At 72.3% G+C, this 18,426-nt stretch carries 19 protein-coding genes and 1 pseudogene; 10 read left to right on the forward strand and 10 right to left on the reverse strand.

The features are described from left to right. Window positions 1–43: 43 nt before the first annotated feature. The 3 genes and pseudogenes from ACIQHQ_RS09245 to ACIQHQ_RS09255 form a co-directional block, all read left to right on the forward strand. Window positions 44–604 (forward strand): annotated as a pseudogene (locus ACIQHQ_RS09245) (iron chelate uptake ABC transporter family permease subunit); the annotation flags it as partial. A gap of 79 nt (window positions 605–683) precedes the next feature. Then, window positions 684–2,183, forward strand: coding sequence for an APC family permease (locus tag ACIQHQ_RS09250; protein WP_402611130.1), 1,500 nt, complete (start codon window positions 684–686; stop codon window positions 2,181–2,183). 2 nt (window positions 2,184–2,185) lie between these two features. After that, window positions 2,186–2,605 (forward strand): universal stress protein, encoded by a 420-nt coding sequence (locus ACIQHQ_RS09255; protein WP_402611131.1) that lies wholly within the window; start codon window positions 2,186–2,188, stop codon window positions 2,603–2,605. On the opposite strand, the gene ACIQHQ_RS09260 is transcribed toward ACIQHQ_RS09255, so the two are convergent. Then, the gene (locus ACIQHQ_RS09260; protein WP_402611132.1) at window positions 2,600–2,977 is read right to left on the reverse strand and encodes a (2Fe-2S) ferredoxin domain-containing protein; all 378 of its coding nucleotides are present in this window, start codon (window positions 2,975–2,977) and stop codon (window positions 2,600–2,602) included. The two genes, ACIQHQ_RS09255 and ACIQHQ_RS09260, sit on opposite strands and share 6 nt — an antisense overlap. A gap of 64 nt (window positions 2,978–3,041) precedes the next feature. Further along, the gene (locus ACIQHQ_RS09265) at window positions 3,042–4,574 is read right to left on the reverse strand and encodes an IucA/IucC family protein (protein WP_402611133.1); all 1,533 of its coding nucleotides are present in this window, start codon (window positions 4,572–4,574) and stop codon (window positions 3,042–3,044) included. A gap of 101 nt (window positions 4,575–4,675) precedes the next feature. Here ACIQHQ_RS09265 and ACIQHQ_RS09270 point away from each other — a divergent pair, with 101 nt between their 5' ends. From ACIQHQ_RS09270 to ACIQHQ_RS09280, 3 genes are read left to right on the forward strand one after another with little or no spacing between them, the layout of a single operon-like run. Continuing rightward, window positions 4,676–6,169 (forward strand): IucA/IucC family protein, encoded by a 1,494-nt coding sequence (locus tag ACIQHQ_RS09270; protein ID WP_402611135.1) that lies wholly within the window; start codon window positions 4,676–4,678, stop codon window positions 6,167–6,169. A gap of 44 nt (window positions 6,170–6,213) precedes the next feature. After that, a complete protein-coding gene (locus tag ACIQHQ_RS09275) occupies window positions 6,214–7,479 on the forward strand; it encodes a VWA domain-containing protein (protein ID WP_402611136.1) in 1,266 nt (421 codons plus the stop codon). Beyond that, on the forward strand, window positions 7,479–8,270 hold the full coding sequence (locus ACIQHQ_RS09280; RefSeq protein ID WP_402611137.1) for a hypothetical protein: 792 nt from the start codon (window positions 7,479–7,481) through the stop codon (window positions 8,268–8,270). The genes ACIQHQ_RS09275 and ACIQHQ_RS09280 overlap by 1 nt, the downstream gene beginning before the upstream one ends. 171 nt (window positions 8,271–8,441) lie before the next feature. Here the strand turns inward: ACIQHQ_RS09280 and ACIQHQ_RS09285 are convergent, their stop codons facing one another. Next, window positions 8,442–9,068, reverse strand: a complete 627-nt coding sequence (locus ACIQHQ_RS09285) for a winged helix-turn-helix transcriptional regulator (protein WP_402611138.1) — start codon at window positions 9,066–9,068, stop codon at window positions 8,442–8,444. Window positions 9,069–9,155: 87 nt separating this feature from the next. Between ACIQHQ_RS09285 and ACIQHQ_RS09290 the strand changes: the two genes are divergently transcribed. The 3 genes from ACIQHQ_RS09290 (at window position 9,156) to ACIQHQ_RS09300 (ending at window position 11,580) form a co-directional block, all read left to right on the forward strand. Beyond that, window positions 9,156–10,364 (forward strand): pyridoxal phosphate-dependent aminotransferase, encoded by a 1,209-nt coding sequence (locus ACIQHQ_RS09290; protein ID WP_402611139.1) that lies wholly within the window; start codon window positions 9,156–9,158, stop codon window positions 10,362–10,364. Between the two features lie 105 nt (window positions 10,365–10,469). Next, window positions 10,470–11,099 (forward strand): hypothetical protein, encoded by a 630-nt coding sequence (locus ACIQHQ_RS09295; RefSeq protein WP_402611140.1) that lies wholly within the window; start codon window positions 10,470–10,472, stop codon window positions 11,097–11,099. Between the two features lie 58 nt (window positions 11,100–11,157). Beyond that, the gene (locus ACIQHQ_RS09300; RefSeq protein WP_402611142.1) at window positions 11,158–11,580 is read left to right on the forward strand and encodes an acyl-CoA thioesterase; all 423 of its coding nucleotides are present in this window, start codon (window positions 11,158–11,160) and stop codon (window positions 11,578–11,580) included. Between the two features lie 133 nt (window positions 11,581–11,713). Here the strand turns inward: ACIQHQ_RS09300 and ACIQHQ_RS09305 are convergent, their stop codons facing one another. The 7 genes from ACIQHQ_RS09305 to ACIQHQ_RS09335 form a co-directional block, all read right to left on the reverse strand. After that, window positions 11,714–13,102: a nucleobase:cation symporter-2 family protein gene (locus ACIQHQ_RS09305; RefSeq protein ID WP_402611625.1), complete on the reverse strand. Its 1,389-nt coding sequence runs from the start codon at window positions 13,100–13,102 to the stop codon at window positions 11,714–11,716. A 254-nt stretch (window positions 13,103–13,356) separates the two neighbouring features. Beyond that, complete coding sequence (locus tag ACIQHQ_RS09310) at window positions 13,357–14,736, reverse strand: 8-oxoguanine deaminase (RefSeq protein WP_402611144.1); 1,380 nt, start codon at window positions 14,734–14,736, stop codon at window positions 13,357–13,359. 110 nt (window positions 14,737–14,846) lie between these two features. Continuing rightward, complete coding sequence (gene pucL / locus ACIQHQ_RS09315) at window positions 14,847–15,779, reverse strand: factor-independent urate hydroxylase (RefSeq protein ID WP_402611145.1); 933 nt, start codon at window positions 15,777–15,779, stop codon at window positions 14,847–14,849. Window positions 15,780–15,785: 6 nt separating this feature from the next. Continuing rightward, on the reverse strand, window positions 15,786–16,175 hold the full coding sequence (gene uraH, locus ACIQHQ_RS09320; protein WP_402611146.1) for a hydroxyisourate hydrolase: 390 nt from the start codon (window positions 16,173–16,175) through the stop codon (window positions 15,786–15,788). 7 nt (window positions 16,176–16,182) lie between these two features. After that, entirely contained in the window at window positions 16,183–16,692 is a 510-nt protein-coding gene (gene uraD, locus ACIQHQ_RS09325; protein WP_402611147.1) for a 2-oxo-4-hydroxy-4-carboxy-5-ureidoimidazoline decarboxylase, read from the reverse strand. Between the two features lie 133 nt (window positions 16,693–16,825). Beyond that, window positions 16,826–17,137 carry a helix-turn-helix domain-containing protein gene (locus ACIQHQ_RS09330; RefSeq protein WP_402611626.1) on the reverse strand — a complete coding sequence of 104 codons (312 nt, stop codon included), beginning with the start codon at window positions 17,135–17,137 and terminating at the stop codon, window positions 16,826–16,828. A gap of 50 nt (window positions 17,138–17,187) precedes the next feature. Next, window positions 17,188–17,439 carry a hypothetical protein gene (locus ACIQHQ_RS09335; protein WP_402611148.1) on the reverse strand — a complete coding sequence of 84 codons (252 nt, stop codon included), beginning with the start codon at window positions 17,437–17,439 and terminating at the stop codon, window positions 17,188–17,190. Between the two features lie 160 nt (window positions 17,440–17,599). Here ACIQHQ_RS09335 and ACIQHQ_RS09340 point away from each other — a divergent pair, with 160 nt between their 5' ends. Beyond that, on the forward strand, window positions 17,600–18,421 hold the full coding sequence (locus tag ACIQHQ_RS09340; protein WP_402611627.1) for a TIM barrel protein: 822 nt from the start codon (window positions 17,600–17,602) through the stop codon (window positions 18,419–18,421). Window positions 18,422–18,426: the final 5 nt, after the last annotated feature.

Consider the following 18,426-nt stretch of genomic DNA (forward strand, 5'->3'; position numbering starts at 1 on the left):
GGCCGGACGCCGGGCCCGGAGTCGGGGTCCGGCCCGGACGACAGCCCTCGCGGGTGCCGCACCGGCCTCCGTCGTCTTCGGGTTGTCCGCCCGGGGCGGCTACCGGCAGAACCGGCTGGTCCTGGTCGGCATCGGCATGGCCGCCGGTTCCACGGCCCTGATCAGCCTGCTCATCGTGCTCACCGACCCGTTCAACGCCACAAAGGCGCTGACCTGGCTATCCGGTGCGACGTAGGGGCGGACCACGGCGGACGTCCTGCCGTCGCGCTCGTGCCGGCGCTGGGCCTGGTCGTCGCGGTCGTCCGGCGCACCGCCGGGGTTGCTGGTGGTGGGGGTGCTGCTCGCCGCGACCGCCCGTCGCCTCGGCCGGCACGTTCGGCTTCGTGGGCCTGGTGGCGCCGCACCGGCCCGGTGCCCTCGTGGGCCGGTGGCACGTACGGTCGTGCCGGTCGCCGTCCTGCCGGGCGCCGCGCTCGCCTGCACGGCCGACGTGCTCGGACGCACGTCATCGCACCCGCCCAGTCGGGGCTTCGGCCTGATGACGGCGGTGATCGGCACGCCGTACTTCCTGCGGCTGCTGGTGCGGAGCCGGAGCTCGACATGACACCCAAAAAGGGCATCAATAAGTAAAACGCCCCGTGACTCCCTGTTGTATGGATCCACACCCACAGGGAGCGAGGAGCATGGCCAAGGACATCACGGACCCGGGTCCGCCCTCGCAGGCGAGCCTGAAGCCCGATGCGATCGGGTTCGTCGACGCGCTGGTCATCGGCCTCAACGCGACCTCCCCCGCGTACTCCGTGGCGGCGGTCATCGGCCCGGTCGTGGCGTTGGTGGGCATCCACGCCCCCGGGGTGATGCTCGCGTCGTTCGTGCCCATGCTGCTGATCGCCTCGGCGTTCTACTACCTGAACAAGGTCGACCAGGACTGCGGCACGACGTTCTCCTGGGTCACCCGCGCCCTGGGGCCGTGGGCGGGCTGGCTCGGCGGCTGGGCCATCACGATGACCGGCGTCCTGGTCGTCGGGTCGCTCGCGGACGTCGCCGTGACGTTCTTCCTGCTCGCGGTGGGCCTGGACGGCTGGGCCGGGAACGACGCGGTGCGCCAGGTGCTGACGGTGCTGCTCATCCTGGTGATGACGGCCGTCTGCGTGATCGGCACCGAGGTGTCGGCCAAGGTGCAGAACGTCCTCATCCTGGCGCAGGTCGTCTGCCTGCTCGCCTTCGCCGTGGTGGCGCTCCACCGCGTCTACGCCGGCACCGGCACCCTCGACGCCATCGATCCGCAGTTCGGCTGGCTCTATCCCTTCGGGGCCGGCGGGGCGTCACTGACCGCGGCCCTGCTGCTGGGCGTGTTCATCTACTGGGGGTGGGAGTCCGCGGTCAACCTCACCGAGGAGGTCGAGGACTCGGCCACCGCCCCGGGCAAGGCGGCCGTCTGGTCGACGGTGCTGCTGCTGGTGACCTACCTCGCGGTCGCCTTCGCGGTCGTGGCCTACGCCGGCCCGGACTATCTCGCCGAGAACGCGGCGGAGGAGGAGTTCATCTTCGCCCTGCTCGCCGAGGAGGCCATGGGCGGCTGGGACTGGGTCGTACTGCTGGCGGTCTCGACGTCCGCGCTCGCCTCCACGCAGACGACGATCATCCCGGCGTCGCGCACGGGCCTGTCCATGGCACGCCGGCACGCCCTGCCCGCGCACTTCGGCCGCATCCACCCGCGCTTTCGCACCCCCGACGTGAGCACCTGGTGGGTCGCCGGCATCGCCATCGCCTGGTACCTCGTCCTCTACCACGTCAGTGAGAACGCCCTCTTCGACTCCCTCACCGCGCTGTCCCTGCTGATCGCCTTCTACTACGCGCTCACGGGGCTGGCCTGCGCGGTCTACTACCGCCGCCAACTGACCCGCAGCGCCCGCAACTTCTTCCTGATCGGTCTCGGCCCGCTGGTCGGCGCGGGGCTGCTGGCGTGGCTGCTGGTGGAATCCGTGGCCGACATGTCCGACCCCGAGAACTCCTACAGCGGCGTCTCCTGGCTCGGGCTCGGACCGCCGCTGGTCATCGGGATCGGCATTCTCGTCGCGGGCGTCGTCCTCATGACCGTGCGGCGGCTGAGGGCGCCCGCCTTCTGGTCGGAACACCCGAGCGTGGTCGACCCGCACCTCGTCGACGGCAAGGAGTCCTGAAGATGTCGGTGGTCCTCGGCTTCGACGAGTCCCCGGGCGCCCTGAGCGCACTGCGTGTCGCCATCGAGGTGGCGGCGGCGTACGACGAACCGCTGGTGATCGTCTACGGCGTCGCCGCCCCCGGCGTCACGGGCGAGGAGTACGGCGCCCATCACCAGGCGGTCCGCGAGGCGGGCAGCACCGCGCTCGCTCGTGCGGTCCGGGTGGCCGACGAGGCCGGTGTGCGGACCTCGGTGGAGCTCGTCGACGAGCGGCCCGCGCAGGCGCTCCTCGACGCGGCGGCCCGCCACGAGGCCAGGGTCATCGTGGTGGGCACGTGGGGTGAGAGCCCGGTACGCGGAGCGCTGCTGGGCTCGACCCCGCACAAGCTGCTGCACCTGTCGAGCGTGCCGGTGCTGTGCGTGCCGGCGACCGGGTCATGAGGAGCCGGCGCCTCGCCGCGTGAGGGGGCTGAAGACGTACAGGCCGAGGATGTCGGGCACCGGCGCGACCCCGGGGCCGCCCTCCCGGACCCAGGAGACGACGTCCTCGGTGGCCGCCGGGTCGTTGACCAGGCCCAGCCACACCGGCCGGCCTCCGGCGGCCCGGCCCGCGGCGGACGGCTGGACGACGATGACGTTGGCCTGGTCGCAGACGTCGAGGCAGTCGGAGACGCGCACCGGTGCCGCCTCGCGCAGGCGCTCGATCTGGGCGGCGTGATCGACGCCTTTGATCTTGCGGCTGCCGCAGCAGCAGTCCCGGCAGACGACGATGCGGCAGACGACCCTGCCTCCCGCGTCCGGCGTCGCGGACATGTCGCACCCTCCCTCTCTGCGCATGGTGATTGATCATGTCACGCGCGCGCCCGGGCCCCGCGGGTCAGGTCCCTTCCAGGGGGTTGGGCAGCGGCCGGTAGCGGGCGTCGGCGCCGTCCGCGCCTGTCCAGCGCAGCAGCAGGTTGGTCTTGGCGGGCAGGGTCGACGAGGTGAGCAGCGCGGGGATCTCGGGGAGGTCGTGACGGGCGAGTTCGCTGCGCGCGGCGGGCCAGGGGTCGAAGCCAGGGTGGCGTTCGACGAGGGCGCCGGCGATCTCCAGGAGGTGGTTGACGACCAGGCAGTACACGAGCCGCTCCCAGCCGGCCTGCCGCGACACGTCCGGCAGCAGCTTCACGCCCTCGGCGTCCCGGTACAGCGCCTGCACGGGCAGGCCGTCGGCGCCCACCGCGACCAGGGTGTTCTGGAGGTGGGCTTCGATGACGACACCGTGTTCGGCGAACGCCGTCAGGGCCGGGGGCACCACCTGGGCCAGGTACGCCGCCCACCAGGCCCCGGGGTCGGGGGCACGGTCGAGCGGACTGCCGTCGAAGCCCTCGACGAGGCCGGCGGCGAGCAGCGGGGTCGCGCCGGGCAGGAGGCGGCCGCCGAAGCCGTCGCGGACGACGACCGCCAGGGCTTCGAAGGCGAAGCCGGCGGTGCGGTATCCGCGGTCGCCGAGCCATGCCGGGGGCCCGTCGAACGTCTCGAAGGCGGAGCGGACGGCCGCGTCGGTCCGGCGCAGGGCGAGCAGGTCGTGACGCCACAGGCGGCGGATGTCGTTGGTGATGCGCACGTCCAGGCTGAACTTCAGGAAGAGGTCGTGCTCGGGCGTGTAGAGGGTGCGGATCGCGGCCGTGGGCCAGGTGTCGAAGGCGGTCGTGCCGAGCCGGACCAGCCTGCCGTCGGCGAAGGCGGCCGCGAGCTCCGGACCGGCCAGGTCCAGCTGCCAGGGGTGGGCCGGGAGCAGGCGGTAGCCGGGTGGGGCCGTGCCGAGGGCGTCGAGGGCGGAGGTGTCGCCCTCCTCGACGACGACGTCCTCGCGCAGGCCGAGCAGGGCCACCGGGAAGCGGGCGTACGCCTCGGGCGCGTACGGCAGCCAGCCGGCGGCGGGGCCGCCGCCGCGCGCCTTGGGGGCGGGATGGTGGGTGTGCCCGGTGAGGAGGGACTGCTCGGAGCGCAGGTAGAGGTCGCCGGGCGGGGCGGCCCGGGCCCGGGCCGCGAGCAGGGCGGCCACGGCGTCGCGGCTGTCGATCATCTCGGCGGGCAGTTCGTGGTTGGACAGCCCGGTGTACCGGCGCAGTTCCTCGGCGACGAGCTTGACCAGCTCGGTGTGGCCGAGGCGGTGCCAGGCGCCCGCCCCCCACACCTCCGGTTCGGCGGGCCGCCGCGTCCCGCGCACCCGCAGCAGGCGGTCCCCGCCGGGCAGCCGGTACACGCGGTGTCCCCCCTCCCGGCGCTCCGGCCGGGCCACCTCCCGCAGCAGGCAGTTCAACAGGGGCACGGCGGCATATGCGTCGGCGAGGGCCTCGTCGGCCGGGTCGTCGCCGTGGGCCGAGTCGTCGTCGGCGGGCGGGGGCATGAGGTCCACGCGTTCCACTCGTCCCTACGGTCCTTCCAGCGTTCCGGGCGGAGATGATCAGTATGTCGGTCGTCGCCATTCCGCTGTGACGCCCCTATTCGTACCCGAGGAGCCCGCCCGTGCACCGTCCCCCCACCGCCGAGACCGAGGTCGCCGACGAGCTGTCCGTCGTACGGCCCGGCCTGCTGCCGCGGTACGAGGCCGAACTGCCCGGCGCCCGGGCGGCCGTGCTGTCCCGGCTGTGGCGCGGTCTCGCCCATGATCCGCTGCCCTGGATCACCCGCAGGGAGCCGGGCGGGGACGGGCTGACGCTGTTCCTGCCGGACGGTCGCCGGCTGCACGGCCCCCGGCCGGACCCGTACGCGACCGGCGCCCACGTCACCGCCGTACGGCTCGAGGGGACGGCGTACGAGGATCCGGCGCGGCTGATGACGCACCTCTCCGTACCGCACTCCGCTTCCTTCGCCGCCGAACTCGGGCACAGCGTGGCCTCGTTGGCGCTGTCGCGGGCGGGGCAGGAGGGTGACGGGGACGGCTGGCCGGACAGCGACTGGCAGTGGGAGCAGCGGATCGTCGACGGGCATCCGTTCCACCCGACGTGCCGGTCCCGGCCCGGTTTCTCGGTGGCGGAGCAGCTCGCCTACGGGCCCGAGCACCGGCGGGTCGTGGAGCTCGGGCTGGTGCCGGTCCCGGCGGAGGAGTGCCTGGTGACGGGTGTGTGGCCGGGCGAGCTGCGGGACGGGGGGCGGGTGGTGCTGCCGGTGCATCCCTGGCAGGCGGCGCATGTGCTGAAGCGGACGTACGAGGAGCGGCGCCCCGCCCATCCGCTGATGTCCCTGCGGACGCTCGCCCTGCCCGGCGGGCCGCACGTGAAGACCTCGCTGAGCGCCCGGCTGACGTCGTCGGTGCGGGACATCTCCCTGCCCTCGGTCGCCGCGTCGGCGGTCCTGTCGGACTTCGCCGGGACACCGGCGGCACGCACGGACGGCCTGCTGCACGTCACCCGCACTCTGGGCGCGGCGGCGGCCGGCTCCCCCGCCTTCGCGGCCGTCCTGCGGGAGTCGCCGCAGACGTACGCGGGCAGCGGCGAGCGGGTCCTGCCCGTGGCGGCGCTCGCCACCACCGGCCTCCCCCACTCCCCCGCCTGGCTGGCCGGTTTCGCACGACTCGTCCTCGGGACCGGGCTGCGGCTGCTGGAGCTGGGCGTGGCCCTGGAGGCGCACGGCCAGAACCTCCTGGTGATCCTCTCGGCGGCGGGCGATCCCGTGCGGCTCGTGTACCGCGACCTGGCCGACATCCGCGTCAGCCCGGCCCGCCTCGCCCGGCACGGCATCGCGGTGCCCGAGCTGCCCGCCCGGATGGTCACGGACGACGAACGCACCCTCCGCCGCAAGCTGTTCGGCTCGCTCGTGGCGGGTGCGCTGGCCGGCACGGCCGGATCGGGGCCGGCGCTGGGATCGGCCCTGGAGACGGCCGTACGGGACCTGCCGCACACCCCCGATCTCGCGGCGCTGTGCGAGGATCCCCTGCCCACGAAGGCGCTGACGCTGATGCGCCTCTCGCCCCGCACGCCCGGCGACCAGTGGGCGGAACTGCCCAATCCACTGCGCTGACCATTGTTTTGGAGCCGGAGCGGGGTGATCAATAGGATCCGGCGATGATCACAAGAACACGGCTGGCGGCAGGGGTCTGTGCCCTGCTCGCCGCGCTGACGGCCGGGCTCGCCTTCCCGGCCGGGGCGGCCGCCGGTGAACCCACGGGCCAGGACGCCCCCAAGGTCGACCTCGTCCTCGATGTCAGCGGCTCGATGCGGGCCCGGGACATCGACGGCCAGTCGCGGATGGCCGCCGCGAAGCAGGCGTTCAACGAGGTGCTCGACGCGACGCCCGAGGAGGTCGAACTCGGCATCCGCACCCTCGGCGCGAACTATCCGGGGGACGACCGGAAGACGGGCTGCAAGGACACCGCGCAGCTCTACCCGGTCGGTCCGCTCGACCGCACGGAGGCCAAGGCGGCCGTCGCCACGCTCAGCCCGACGGGCTGGACGCCGATCGGCCCGGCCCTGCTGAAGGCGGCCGGCGACCTGGACGGCGGCAACGGTTCCAAGCGCATCGTGCTGATCAGCGACGGCGAGGACACCTGCGCCCCGCTCGACCCGTGCGAGGTGGCCCGCGAGATCGCGGCCAAGGGCATCGGCCTGACCATCGACACGCTGGGCCTGGTGCCGACCGCCAAGCTGAGCCGGCAGCTGAGCTGCATCGCCGAGGCCACCGGCGGCACCTACACGTCGGTCGAGCACCAGGACGAACTCACCGACCGTGTCAACCAATTGGTGGACCGGGCGGCCGATCCGGTGGTGACGCCGGTGCCGGCGGAGGGTGCCGACCGGTGCCCCGGGGCGCCGACGCTGAAGTCGGGCCTGTACACCGATCGCGAGGAGTTCGGGCAGCAGCGCTGGTACCGGGTGGACGTGCGGCCGGGCCAGGAGCTGCGCGCCTCCGTGAGCGTCGCAGCGGACCGGGCGGTGAACCCCGGTTACGGCGTTCTGCTGCGGGCCGTGACGTCGAAGGGCCGCGAGATCGTGCGCGGCGAGGCGGCGGGCAACGGCCGTACGGACGCGATCTCGACGGGTCTGCGTTACCCGAAGGCGGAGAGCGACGACGAGGACGCTCCCGCCGAGACGGTCTGCCTCGGCGTCTCGCACTCCTTCTCGGCGGCCTCGGGCGTGAAGGCCACCCCCGGTCTGCCGCTGGAGCTGACGGTGGACGTCGTGGACGGCCCGAGCCCGGCGGGCGATGTGGCCGCCTTCGGTCTCGGCCGCGGCTGGTGGCTGCTCGGTGTGCTGATCCTCGCCGGCTTCCTCGCCGGTCTCGTCTGGGGCTGGCTGTCGCGCTGGCGGGTCGCGGTCTGGAGGACCAACTGATGAGAACGGTACAAGCGTTGAGCGCGGCGTTGCTGACCCTCACGGTGGCGGCCGCCCCGGCGGCGGCCGACGCCTCGCCGAGCCCGTCGCAGGACGGCACTCCGGCCCCCACGCGGGCCGGTACGTCGTTCCGTACGGCGACGGAGATCGAGCAGGGGCAGTCGGCCACGGCTAGCGGCTCCACGGGGGACTACCTGTACTGGTCGTTCCCCGCCGACACCGGACAGCGTCCCACGGTCGAGGCGAGGGTGAAGCTGCCGCAGACCCACGGCTCCCAGACCTGGCAGATCGACGTCTACGACGGTCTGCGCCGCCGTCAGGCCTGCCGGTACGGGGCGCAGACGCGCACGGCGGCGGCGGGCACGTCCTCGGTCGAGCTGGCCTGCGTCCTGCGCACGGTCCGCGCCTGGTCGGAGCCGTGGGCGAACGACCCGCTGCCGGGCACGTACTACATCCGGCTGACGGCCACCGGTGTCGCCACCGCCGACCTCGGTCTCCCGGTCGGCAGCGAGGTGCGGGTGGACTCCAAGGACATCGGCGGCTCCGCGGCGGTGGACGGCTCGCTCGCCGAGCCGCTGGTGCCGGGGGTCGCCACGAAGCCCGAGGAGGAGCCGGAGGACGCGGCGGTGCTGGCCGGTCTGGAACCCGAGGACGGCTGGGCGTCCGGCTGGTGGTCGGACCGATGGGTGTGGACCGCGGCCGGCGGGATCCTGGCCGCGCTGGCGGGCGTCGGCGGGTACGCGCTGACGCGCGGGACGGGGCGGCCGTCCCGGATACCGCCGGGCGCCTGACGACCCCTCACCCGACCGACCTTCGTCCGACCGGCCCTTGCCTGATCCACCTTCGTCCGACCGGCCCTTGCCTGATCCACCTGATCCGACCGGCCGTTGCCTGATCCACCTTCGTCCGACCGGCCGTTGCCTGATCGACCTTCAGAAGGCCCGCCGCCGGCGGGCCTTCTGTCATGCCGCGCGCAGTGCCTTGGCGACGGCGCCGTCGCCGCTCACCGCCACCCGGCCCTCCCGCACGGCGTGGCCGAGGCTCAGCTCACCGCGGGCGACGGCCGTGCACGTGACGGTGTCCAGGACCAGGCGCGTGTCCGGCTCACCGGGTGCAGGCCCGTCGCCGTACACGGGCCCCTCCTCGGCACCGGCGTACAGATGGAACAGGCCTTCTTCCAGGCGGACTTCGACGAGACCCTGCCCCTCCAGCAGGCGCAGCAGGGGCAGGGCGAACCAGTGCGCCCGCACCGCGTCCGTCGGCCGGCGCTCCCCGAGCCCCGCCTGGCCCCACTCCCCCAGCGCCTGCAACACGGGAAGCAACTCCCTCCCGCGCGGCGTGACTTCGTACACGTACGCCGCGCCGGGCGGCGGCAGCCGGCGCCGGGTCGCGAGACCGTCGCGCTCCATGTCCTTCAGCCGTGAGGCGAGTACGTCCGTGCTGACGCCGGGCAGATCCGCGTGCAGGTCGGTGTAGCGGCGGGGACCGGCGAGGAGCTCCCGGACGATCAGCAGGGTCCAGCGGTCGCCGACCAGGTCGAGGGCACGGGCGGCGGAGCAGTACTGGTCGTAGCTTCGGCGAGGTGGCATGCGACGCAGTCTAGACAACTTGTTGGACTTTCCAAGCGCCTACTTGGTAAAACCAAGCAGCACCAGTCGCCAGAGGGGAAACAGCGCATGGAGTTCCGGCAGTCGAGCAAGCTGAGCGAGGTCTGTTACGAGATCCGCGGCCCGGTGATAGAGCACGCCAACGCGCTGGAGGAGGCGGGCCACAGCGTGCTGCGCCTGAACACCGGCAATCCCGCGCTCTTCGGGTTCGAGGCGCCGGAGGAGATCCTCCAGGACATGATCCGGATGCTGCCGCAGGCGCACGGCTACACCGACTCGCGCGGCATCCTCTCCGCCCGCCGGGCCGTGGCCCAGCGCTACCAGACCCTCGGCCTGGAGGTCGGCGTCGACGACGTCTTCCTCGGAAACGGCGTCTCCGAGCTGGTGTCGATGGCCGTGCAGGCACTCGTCGAGGACGGCGACGAAGTCCTCGTCCCCGCCCCGGACTTCCCCCTCTGGACGGCGGTGACGACCCTCGCGGGCGGAAAGGCGGTCCACTACCTGTGCGACGAGCAGGCCGACTGGTACCCCGACCTCGACGACATGGCGTCGAAGATCACCGACCGCACCAAGGCGGTCGTGATCATCAATCCGAACAACCCGACCGGCGCGGTCTACCCGAAGGAGATCGTCGAGGGCATCCTCGACCTCGCCCGGCGGCACGGCCTCATGGTCTTCGCCGACGAGATCTACGACCAGATCCTCTACGACGACGCCGTGCACCACTCGGCCGCCGCGCTCGCCCCCGACCTGGTGGTCCTCACCTTCTGCGGCCTGTCCAAGACCTACCGCGTGGCGGGCTTCCGTTCCGGCTGGCTGGTGGTCACGGGCCCGAGGCAGCACGCGAAGGACTACCTGGAGGGCCTCACCATGCTGGCCTCCATGCGGTTGTGCGCCAACGCGCCCGCCCAGTACGCCATCCAGGCCGCGCTCGGCGGCCGGCAGTCCATCCGCGAGCTGACCACACCCGGCGGGCGGCTGCTGGAGCAGCGGGACGTGGCGTGGCGGATGCTCAACGAGATCCCCGGCGTGACCTGCGTGAAGCCCAAGGGCGCGCTGTACGCCTTCCCGCGGCTCGACCCCAAGGTACACAGGATCCACGACGACGAGCGGTTCGTCCTGGACCTGCTGCTGCGGGAGAAGATCCAGGTGGTCCAGGGCACGGGCTTCAACTGGCCGGCCCCGGACCACTTCCGCATCCTGACCCTGCCGCACGCGGACGACCTGGAGGCGGCGATCGGCCGGATCGGGCGGTTCCTCGGCGGGTACCGGCAGTAGGGCGGCGGGGCGGTGACCGGCGCGGTTGTCAGTGGCGGGTCGTAGCCTTCGAGCAGGTGGGGCGAGTGGCCCCGGGGTCTGCCCGAGGCCGGAGAGGAGCATGCCGTGACCCGACCGCCGACGGCCGCGCAGCGGCGTGTCATCGACGCCGCCGACCCCGTCACCGGGCGACTGGTGGGCACGGAGTCGCAGCTCACGGCCCTGGTGAAGCGGGGCCTCGCCTTCCGCCACCCCCGGCCGCCGCACGACCACTTCCTGACCCCGGAGGGGCACCGGGTCCGCCAGGGCATCACCCCGGCCCCCGAACCGACCGGACGGGCCCCCGCGTCGACGGGCGTGTTCGCCGCGCGCGTGGGCGGTGAGGAGGGCGCGACCGAGGCCGGGCCCGTCCGGCGCCGCGAGGTGCACAGCGCCTGGCAGGGGCTGCTGGAGCTGCGCCGCATGACCAACCCGGACCAGGCCGTGGACCGGCCGTGCGGCTGGGAGCGGGCGCATCTGGTGCAGGCCGCCGCGCTGGCCCTGGAGGCTGCCGGCCACCACCCTGCGGGGCAGCAGGGCGGGGGGTACCGCGTGCGGGAGACCCCGCAGCCGGAGGCCGTCGCCGTGCACGAACCGGACGGCGAGGCGCTGCGGGCCTGCGCGGCCACCCTGGAGGGCGCAGGCTGGCAGGTGAGCGAGCACCGTGACCCGCGCACCGGAGGCCGGTATCTGCTGGCTTCCCCGCGCCGGGCGTGATGGGCATGCCAAGATCGGTGGATCGTTGTGCAGTGCACGAGAACCCGAAGGGGAAACCGTGAGCGAGCCGTTTTCCGTACCTGTGACCGTCCGTGGATACGAGACGGACGTGCAGGGGCACCTGAACCAGGCGGTCTACCTGAACTACGCGGAGCACGCCCGCTGGTCGCTGCTCCACGCCGCGGGGATCAGCCAGTCCGCCCTCATCGGCAGCGGCGTGGGCCCGGTCGCCCTGGAGACGACCATCCGGTACAAACGCGAGCTGCTCGCGGGCGACGAGGCCGAAGTGACCTGCGCCTTCGAGTGGGGCGACGGCAAGACGTTCCGGATCGAGCAGACCGTGCTGAAGGCCGACGGCACGGTGGCCGCCGAGATCACGGCGGTCGGCGGGCTCCTGGACCTCGAGAAGCGCAAGCTGGTCGCCGACCCCGCCGGGATCTTCAGGAAGCTGGCGGATGATCCGGGCATGTTCGGGCTCTAGGCGGCGTCCCGCCGGATCGTCATGTCCGCCGTGAGGCGGCGAGTTCGTTCATCGGTGGGTCTCCCCCTCGTCTCCTGACCCCCGGTCAGCGATCGGCCGACCGGGGCGGAAGCCCGAGCGGAGGCGGGTGGGCTCAGGGCGCGGCCGGAGCCCTGGGTACGTCGGTGAGTTCCTCGCCCGCCTCCATCGGGTGGGTCACGTCGCGGGCGTCCCGGCCGCCCCCGCCCAGGTGGTTGAAGACCAGGTTGAGCAGCACGGCCGCCACACAGCCCGTCGAGATGCCCGAGTCCAGGACGATCCGGGCCGTCTGCGGGAAGGAGTGGTAGAAGTCCGGGGCCGTGATGGGGATGATGCCGACGGCCAGGGAGACGGCCACGATCAGGACGTTGTCGTCCTTGTCCAGGGCGGCCCGGACCAGGGTCTGGATGCCGCTGGCGGCGACCGAGCCGAACAGGACCACGCCCGCCCCGCCGAGCACCGGGCGGGGTACGACGGCGATCAGCGAGGCCGCCATCGGGCACAGGCCCATCAGCACCAGGAAGCCGCCACCCGCGGCGACGACGTACCGGCTGCGGATCTTCGTCATGGCGACCAGGCCGATGTTCTGTGCGAAGGCGCTGCACATGAAGCCGTTGAAGAGGGGGCTGATCGCCGAGCCGAGGGTGTCGGCGCGCAGGCCGGCCGCGATGGTCCGCTCGTCGGCGGGGCGGTCGACGATCTCGCCCAGCGCCAGCATGTCGGCGGTCGACTCGGTCATCGACACCACCATCACCACGCACATCGAGAGGATCGCGGCGAGCTGGAACTGCGGGGCGCCGAAGTGGAAGGGGGTCGGGAAGCCGATGACGGCGGCGTCCGTGACGGGGCCGAAGTCCGTGGCGCCGAACGGGATCGCGATGAGCGTGCCGATCACCAGGCCCAGCAGCACGGCGATCTGCTTGACGAAGCCCGTGGTGAAGCGGCGCAGCAGCAGCACGATCAGCAGAGTGACGGCGGCCAGCCCCAGGTTGGTCGCCGAACCGTAGTCGTGTGCGGCCGGGTTCGGGCCCTGTGCCCAGCCGAAGGCGACCGGGAGCAGGGATATGCCGATCAGGGTGATGACCGTGCCGGTGACCACGGGCGGGAAGAAGCGGACCGCCTTGCAGAAGACGGGGGCGGCGAGGAAGCCGAGGAGTCCGGCGACGACGACCGCGCCGAAGATGATCGGCAGGGCGTCGGACGTGTCCTCGGTGGAGGCGACGATCGCGGTCATCGGGGCGACACCGGCGAAGGTGACGCCGTTGACGAACGGCAGCCGGGCGCCGATCTTCCAGATGCCGAGGGTTTGCAGGAAGGTGGCGAGTCCGGCGGTGAACAGGCAGGCGCCGGTGAGGAAGGTCAGGTCGGTGGCGGTGAGGCCGATGGCCGCGCCGACGATCAGGGGCGGGGCGACGACGCCCGCGTACATGGCGGCCACGTGCTGCAGGCCGGTCGTCGCCATCTTGAGCGCGGGGAGTTTTTCGTCCACGGGGTGGTCGGCCACGGCGGCGTCCCTCCGGTCGGTTACACGGCTGCGTCGGATCGCCGCCGCGGGTGTCAAGGAGGTGGTGCGGGTGGTCATGGGGGTACCTCCCTGCTCGAGCGGAGCCGAGAGCTCGGGGGAGGGACCGGGTGGCGGGGGTGGCCGTTCCGGGGCGCACGCGTTCACGCGCGCCCCGGAGACGACCGCCGTGGTCCCCGCTCGGGGCCACGGCCACCGGCCGGGAGCCGTCCCTCCCGGCCGGAGTATCCGGGTGGTCAGGCCTCGGCGGCGATCCGCGCCAGGCGCTGGGCCTCGTCCCGCGTGGCGCGGGCGATGGCGTCCTCGTCGGCCGTGAGCAGCCGTCCGTCCTCGACGATCTGCCGGCCGTCCACGAAGGAGGCGGTGACGGGGGCGGCGGCGCCGAAGACCAGGGCGGTCACCGGGTCGGCGATGGAGGCGTGGGCGAGCGTGTCCAGCTTCCACAGCACCAGGTCGGCGAGCTTGCCGGGCTCCAGCGAGCCGGTCTCCGCTGCCCTGCCCAGGACCTGGGCGCCGCCGTATGTGCCCAGGCGCAGGGCCTGGCGGGCGTTCAGGGCGGCTTCCCGGTGGGCGCCGAGGCGGTTGATGAGGAGGGCGTTGCGCAGCTCGGTGTGGAGTTCGCCGGACTCGTTGGAGGCGGTGCCGTCGACGCCGAGGCCGACGGGGACCCCGGCCGCGAGCATGTCGTGGACGCGGGCGATCCCGGCGGCGAGGCGGGCGTTGGAGGACGGGCAGTGCGCGACGCCGGTCCTGGAGCGGGCGAAGGCGGCGATGTCGGAGTCGTTCATGTGGACGCAGTGCGCCATCCACACGTCCTCGCCGAGCCAGCCGGTGGACTCGAAGTAGTCGGTCGGGCCCATGCCGAAGAGTTCGTGGCAGAACTTCTCCTCCTCCACGGTCTCCGAGCCGTGGGTGTGGAGCCGTACGCCGAGGCGGCGGGCCAGCCGGGCGCCCTCGCGCAGCAGTTCGGTGGAGACGGAGAAGGGCGAGCAGGGCGCGACGGCGACCTGGGTCATGGCGTCGAAGGAGGAGTCGTGGTGCCGGCGCACGGTCTCCTCGGTGGCGGCCAGCGCCCCGTCCAGGGTCTCGACGGCGAAGTCCGGGGGCAGGCCGCCGTCCTTCTCGCTGCGGTCCATGGAGCCGCGGGCGAGGGTGAAGCGGACGCCCATGTCGCGGGCGGCGCCGATGATCGCGCCGGAGAGGTCGCCGGCACCGCGCGGGAAGACGTAGTGGTGGTCCATGGCGGTGGTGACGCCGCCGCGGGCCATCATCGCGAGGGAGCCCTGGGCCGCCGCGCGGACCATCGGTTCGTCGATGCGCGCCCAGGTGGGGTAGAGCGCGACGAGCCAGTCGAAGAGGTTGTGATCGGTGGCCAGACCGCGAGTGATCCACTGGTAGAAGTGGTGGTGGGTGTTGATCAGGCCGGGCGTCACGAGGTGACCGGAGGCGTCGATACGGCGTACGACGTTCTCCAGGCCCTCGGGGGCCCTGCCCGCGCCGAGCGACTCGATGCGGTTGCCGGCGAGGACGACGTGCCCGGCGGCGTACTCGGTGTCATGTCCGTCGACGGTCGCGATCGCGCAGTTCTCGATGACGATGCGCCGGTCTGCTGCCATGGTTCGTCCTTTGCGCTGATGTGGAGGGGGCACGGCAGGACCCTGGAAGTTTTGAGTGCCGTGGCCGGGAGGAGGGTTCCCCCGGCCACGGGTGCCGAAAGAGGGGAACGTCACAGGGTGGTGAGGTCCACGGGGATCCGCGCCTCGCAGCCGTCCCTGAGGATCGTCGCCTCGATCAGGCCGTAGGGGCGGTCGGCTGCGTAGTACACGGCTCCGTCGGCGGTGTCGTTCTTCAGCCCGAACGGCTCCAGGTCGACCAGGAAGTGGTGCTTGTTCGGGAGGGAGAAGCGGACCTCGTCGATCTCACTGCGGTGGTTGATGATCCGCGAACCCATCTGGTAGAGCGTCTGCTGCAGCGACAGCGAATAGGTCTCGGCGAAGGCCTGGAGGATGTGCTTCTTCACCTGCTCGTAGGACTCGTCCCAGGGGGGCACGCACTGCTCGTCGTCGGTCCAGTTGAACCGCCAGCGGCCGGAGACCTCGGTGGCCAGGATGCGGTCGTAGGCCTCCTTCAGGGTCGTGTACTTGTCCTTGACGTAGCCCCAGAACTCGGAGTTGGTCGAATTCATCACGACGAGGTCCTTCAGGCCCGAGACGACCTCCCACCGCTCACCGTCGTAGGTGATCTGGGTCAGTCGCGTCTCCTGGCCCTTGCGGACGAAGGAGTGCTTGGCCTCCTCGGCGCCGGTGACCGGTGAGTTGGCGTCGGAGGCCTCGATCCGCTCCCAGGCGTACTCCTCGATGCGGATCCGGGCCCGGTGGATCGGCTCCTGGCTGGTGACGAAGTGCCGGGCGAGGTGGATGCCGAACTGTTCGGCGGACTCGATGCCGTGCTCCTTGGCGAACGCGTACACCGTGTTCTTGGTGGTGTCGGTCGGCAGGACGTGGGCGTTCGAGCCGGAGTAGTGCACCTCGTCCATGTCGCCGCTCAGTGCGACGGAGACGTTCAGGTCCTTGATGTGGTGGGTGGCGCCGTCCCGCGTGATCTTGACGACTCGGTTCTCGGCCTTGCCGTACTGGTTCTGTCCAAGAATCGTGGGCATCTCTAGCTAGCTCCCTCGGTATACGGAGTAGCCGAACGGGTTGAGCAGCAGCGGTACGTGGTAGTGCTCACCGGGTTCCACGGCGAAGGTGATCGCCACCTCGGGGAAGAACGCGCCGCTGTCCCGATTCGCGGGGGCGTCCTGCTGCGCATCGGCTTGCTTCTTCTCGAAGTACGGTTCGACCGCGAAGTCGAGCCGTACGTGGGTGGTGCCCTCCGGCAGCGCCGGCAGGTCCTTGCACCGCCCGTCCGCGTCGGTCGCGGAGCCGCCGAGCGCCTGCCAGTCCGCGGTCCGGCCGGCGCGGGCGCGGACGTGGACGGCGACGCCCGCGGCGGGGCGGCCGACGCTGGTGTCCAGGATGTGCGTGGACACGGATGCGGTGGCGGAGGTGCTCATGCTGCTGTCAGTCCTCTTCGACGAGTCGGGCCAGACGGATGCGGTTGATCTTCCCGAGTTCGCTGCGGACGATCTCCCGCTCCCGCTCCGGCGTGTTGCCGATCCTTTCCCTGACGGCGTCGCGCATCTGCTCGCCGGTGCGGCCGGTGGCGCAGATCAGGAAGACATGGCCGAACTTCTCCTGGTAGGCGAGGTTCAGCTCCAGCATCTCCGTCTTGAGCGCGTCGGAGGCGCCGGCCATGCCGCGCTGCTCCCGCGCCGAGGTGGGGTCCCCGGGCGTGGGCCGGCCGATGGGCGGGTGGCCGGCCATCGCCTCGTCGAGGTCGGCGGCCGTCAGCTCCGCCATGGCGGCGTCGCTGGCGGCGTACAGGTCCTCGCCGGTGGCGTAGGGGCGGGCGGTCAGCAGGCGCTTCGCCCACACTGTGCAGGCGCACGCCTCGTGGAGTGCGGCGAACGCCGCGTGCTCCTCGAGCGTGTTGAAGCGGGCCAGGCCCGGCGGCGTGGAAGTGGACGTCACTGGAGCCTCCGTGGCCGGTTGCGGCCTTCGTGCTGAACGGGCGTGCCGATAGCTAACGCCTTCCCGCGACAGCGCGTCAACAGTTTGTTGAAAATTCGGTGGCGCGAAACCGGACGGTGCTGCGCGGGTCCGGTCAGGCCCCCTTCTCGCGGTTGAGATAGTTGTAGACGGTGAAGCGGCTGACACCGAGGGCGCTCGCCACGGTCTCCACCCCGTGCCGCACGGAGAAGGCGCCGCGCGCCTCGAGTATCCGCACGACCTCCTGCTTGGCCCTGCGGTCCAGGTCGGCCAGCGGCACCCCCTTGCGGCGCTCCATGGCGGCCAGGATGTGATCGAGGGAGTCGGCGAGCTGCGGCAGCCGTACGGCGACGGTGTCCCGGCCCTCCCAGGCGAGGACGACGTCGTCGGGGCCGGCTTCGTCGGGCGGGATCATCTCGCCGCCCATGGCGTCGACCAGGGGCTTGACGGCCGCGATGAACGGCTCGTCCCCGCCGCTCACGCCTCGCCCTCCCCGACCACGTTGACCTGGAGCGAGATCCGGGTGGCGCCGGCCTCCAGTGCCTTGCGGAGCAGGGCGTCCACGGCGGTGAGCACCACGTCGGAACCACCCTCCGCGGTGTTGCCGAACGGGCCCACGTCCACGGCGTCCAGCTCGGCGGCCTCCACGACCTCACGGGCCACCACCGCATGCGCGGGCGCCTCGTCCAGGTCGAACGGCTCGGTCGTGAACTCCACTCTCAGTCGCACGCGCTCAACCTAACGCGCGGCGCGGGCTTTGCGGCAGCCCCTCTTGACAGCCCTCGCACCTCCCCGGCAGTCTTCCGATAAGCAGAATCAAGATTCCACAATACGGAATAAGCACCATGGAGCCCGCACCATGGAAGACACGGAAGGGAGCGCCGCCCCGATGGGATTCGCAGACCAGCGCTTCAACGTCAACCTGTCGATCCTCTTCACGGAGCTCCCCCTCCTGGAGCGTCCCGCGGCCGCCGCCGCGGCGGGCTTCACCGCGGTCGAGCTGTGGTGGCCCTGGGCCGACGCCCCCGTCCCCGAGCGGTCCGAGCTCGACGCTCTCAAGGGCGCGATCGAGGACGCCGGCGTCCGGCTCACCGGCCTGAACTTCTACGCCGGCCGGCTCCCGGGCCCGGACCGCGGCGCCCTGTCGGTCCCCGGGGGCGAGTCGGACCGGTTCCGCGCCAACATCGACGTGGCCGCGGACTTCGCCGCCTCCGTGGGCTGCACCGCGCTCAACGCCCTGTACGGCAACCGCGTCGAGGGCGTGGACCCGGCGGAGCAGGACGCGCTCGCCCTGGAGAACCTGGTCCTCGCGGCCCGGGCCGCCGACCGGATCGGCGCCGTCCTGCTGATCGAGGCGCTGAACGAGCCGGAGTCCCCGCTGTACCCGCTGGTGTCCGCCCCGGCCGCCGTGGCCGTCGTGGACCGGGTCAACGAGGCGACGAGACTGGGCAACGCCCGGTTCCTGATGGACCTCTACCACCTGTCCATGAACGGCGAGGACCTCCCGTCGGTCATCGATCGGTACGCGTCGGGGACCGGCCACGTGCAGATCGCCGACAACCCGGGCCGGGGCGCGCCGGGCACCGGCTCGCTGCCCCTCGAGGACCTCCTCGACCAGCTGAGGAAGGCGGGCTACGACGGCTGGGTCGGCCTCGAGTACAAGCCGGGCGACCGCCCGAGCGCCGAGGCCTTCGACTGGCTGCCCCGCTGACCCCC

The organism is Streptomyces sp. NPDC092370, from assembly GCF_044755265.1.
GTDB lineage: Bacteria > Actinomycetota > Actinomycetes > Streptomycetales > Streptomycetaceae > Streptomyces.

Excerpts from the sequence above, each read along its gene's own strand:
- ACIQHQ_RS09340 (WP_402611627.1), top strand. The coding sequence starts at position 17,600 with ATGGGATTCGCAGACCAGCGCTTCAACGTCAACCTGTCGATCCTCTTC.
- ACIQHQ_RS09260 (WP_402611132.1), bottom strand. The coding sequence starts at position 2,977 with ATGTCCGCGACGCCGGACGCGGGAGGCAGGGTCGTCTGCCGCATCGTC.
- ACIQHQ_RS09255 (WP_402611131.1), top strand. The coding sequence starts at position 2,186 with ATGTCGGTGGTCCTCGGCTTCGACGAGTCCCCGGGCGCCCTGAGCGCA.
- ACIQHQ_RS09330 (WP_402611626.1), bottom strand. The coding sequence starts at position 17,137 with ATGGGCGGCGAGATGATCCCGCCCGACGAAGCCGGCCCCGACGACGTC.
- ACIQHQ_RS09290 (WP_402611139.1), top strand. The coding sequence starts at position 9,156 with ATGGAGTTCCGGCAGTCGAGCAAGCTGAGCGAGGTCTGTTACGAGATC.
- uraH (WP_402611146.1), bottom strand. The coding sequence starts at position 16,175 with ATGAGCACCTCCGCCACCGCATCCGTGTCCACGCACATCCTGGACACC.
- ACIQHQ_RS09280 (WP_402611137.1), top strand. The coding sequence starts at position 7,479 with ATGAGAACGGTACAAGCGTTGAGCGCGGCGTTGCTGACCCTCACGGTG.
- pucL (WP_402611145.1), bottom strand. The coding sequence starts at position 15,779 with ATGCCCACGATTCTTGGACAGAACCAGTACGGCAAGGCCGAGAACCGA.
- ACIQHQ_RS09310 (WP_402611144.1), bottom strand. The coding sequence starts at position 14,736 with ATGGCAGCAGACCGGCGCATCGTCATCGAGAACTGCGCGATCGCGACC.
- ACIQHQ_RS09285 (WP_402611138.1), bottom strand. The coding sequence starts at position 9,068 with ATGCCACCTCGCCGAAGCTACGACCAGTACTGCTCCGCCGCCCGTGCC.
- ACIQHQ_RS09275 (WP_402611136.1), top strand. The coding sequence starts at position 6,214 with ATGATCACAAGAACACGGCTGGCGGCAGGGGTCTGTGCCCTGCTCGCC.
- ACIQHQ_RS09250 (WP_402611130.1), top strand. The coding sequence starts at position 684 with ATGGCCAAGGACATCACGGACCCGGGTCCGCCCTCGCAGGCGAGCCTG.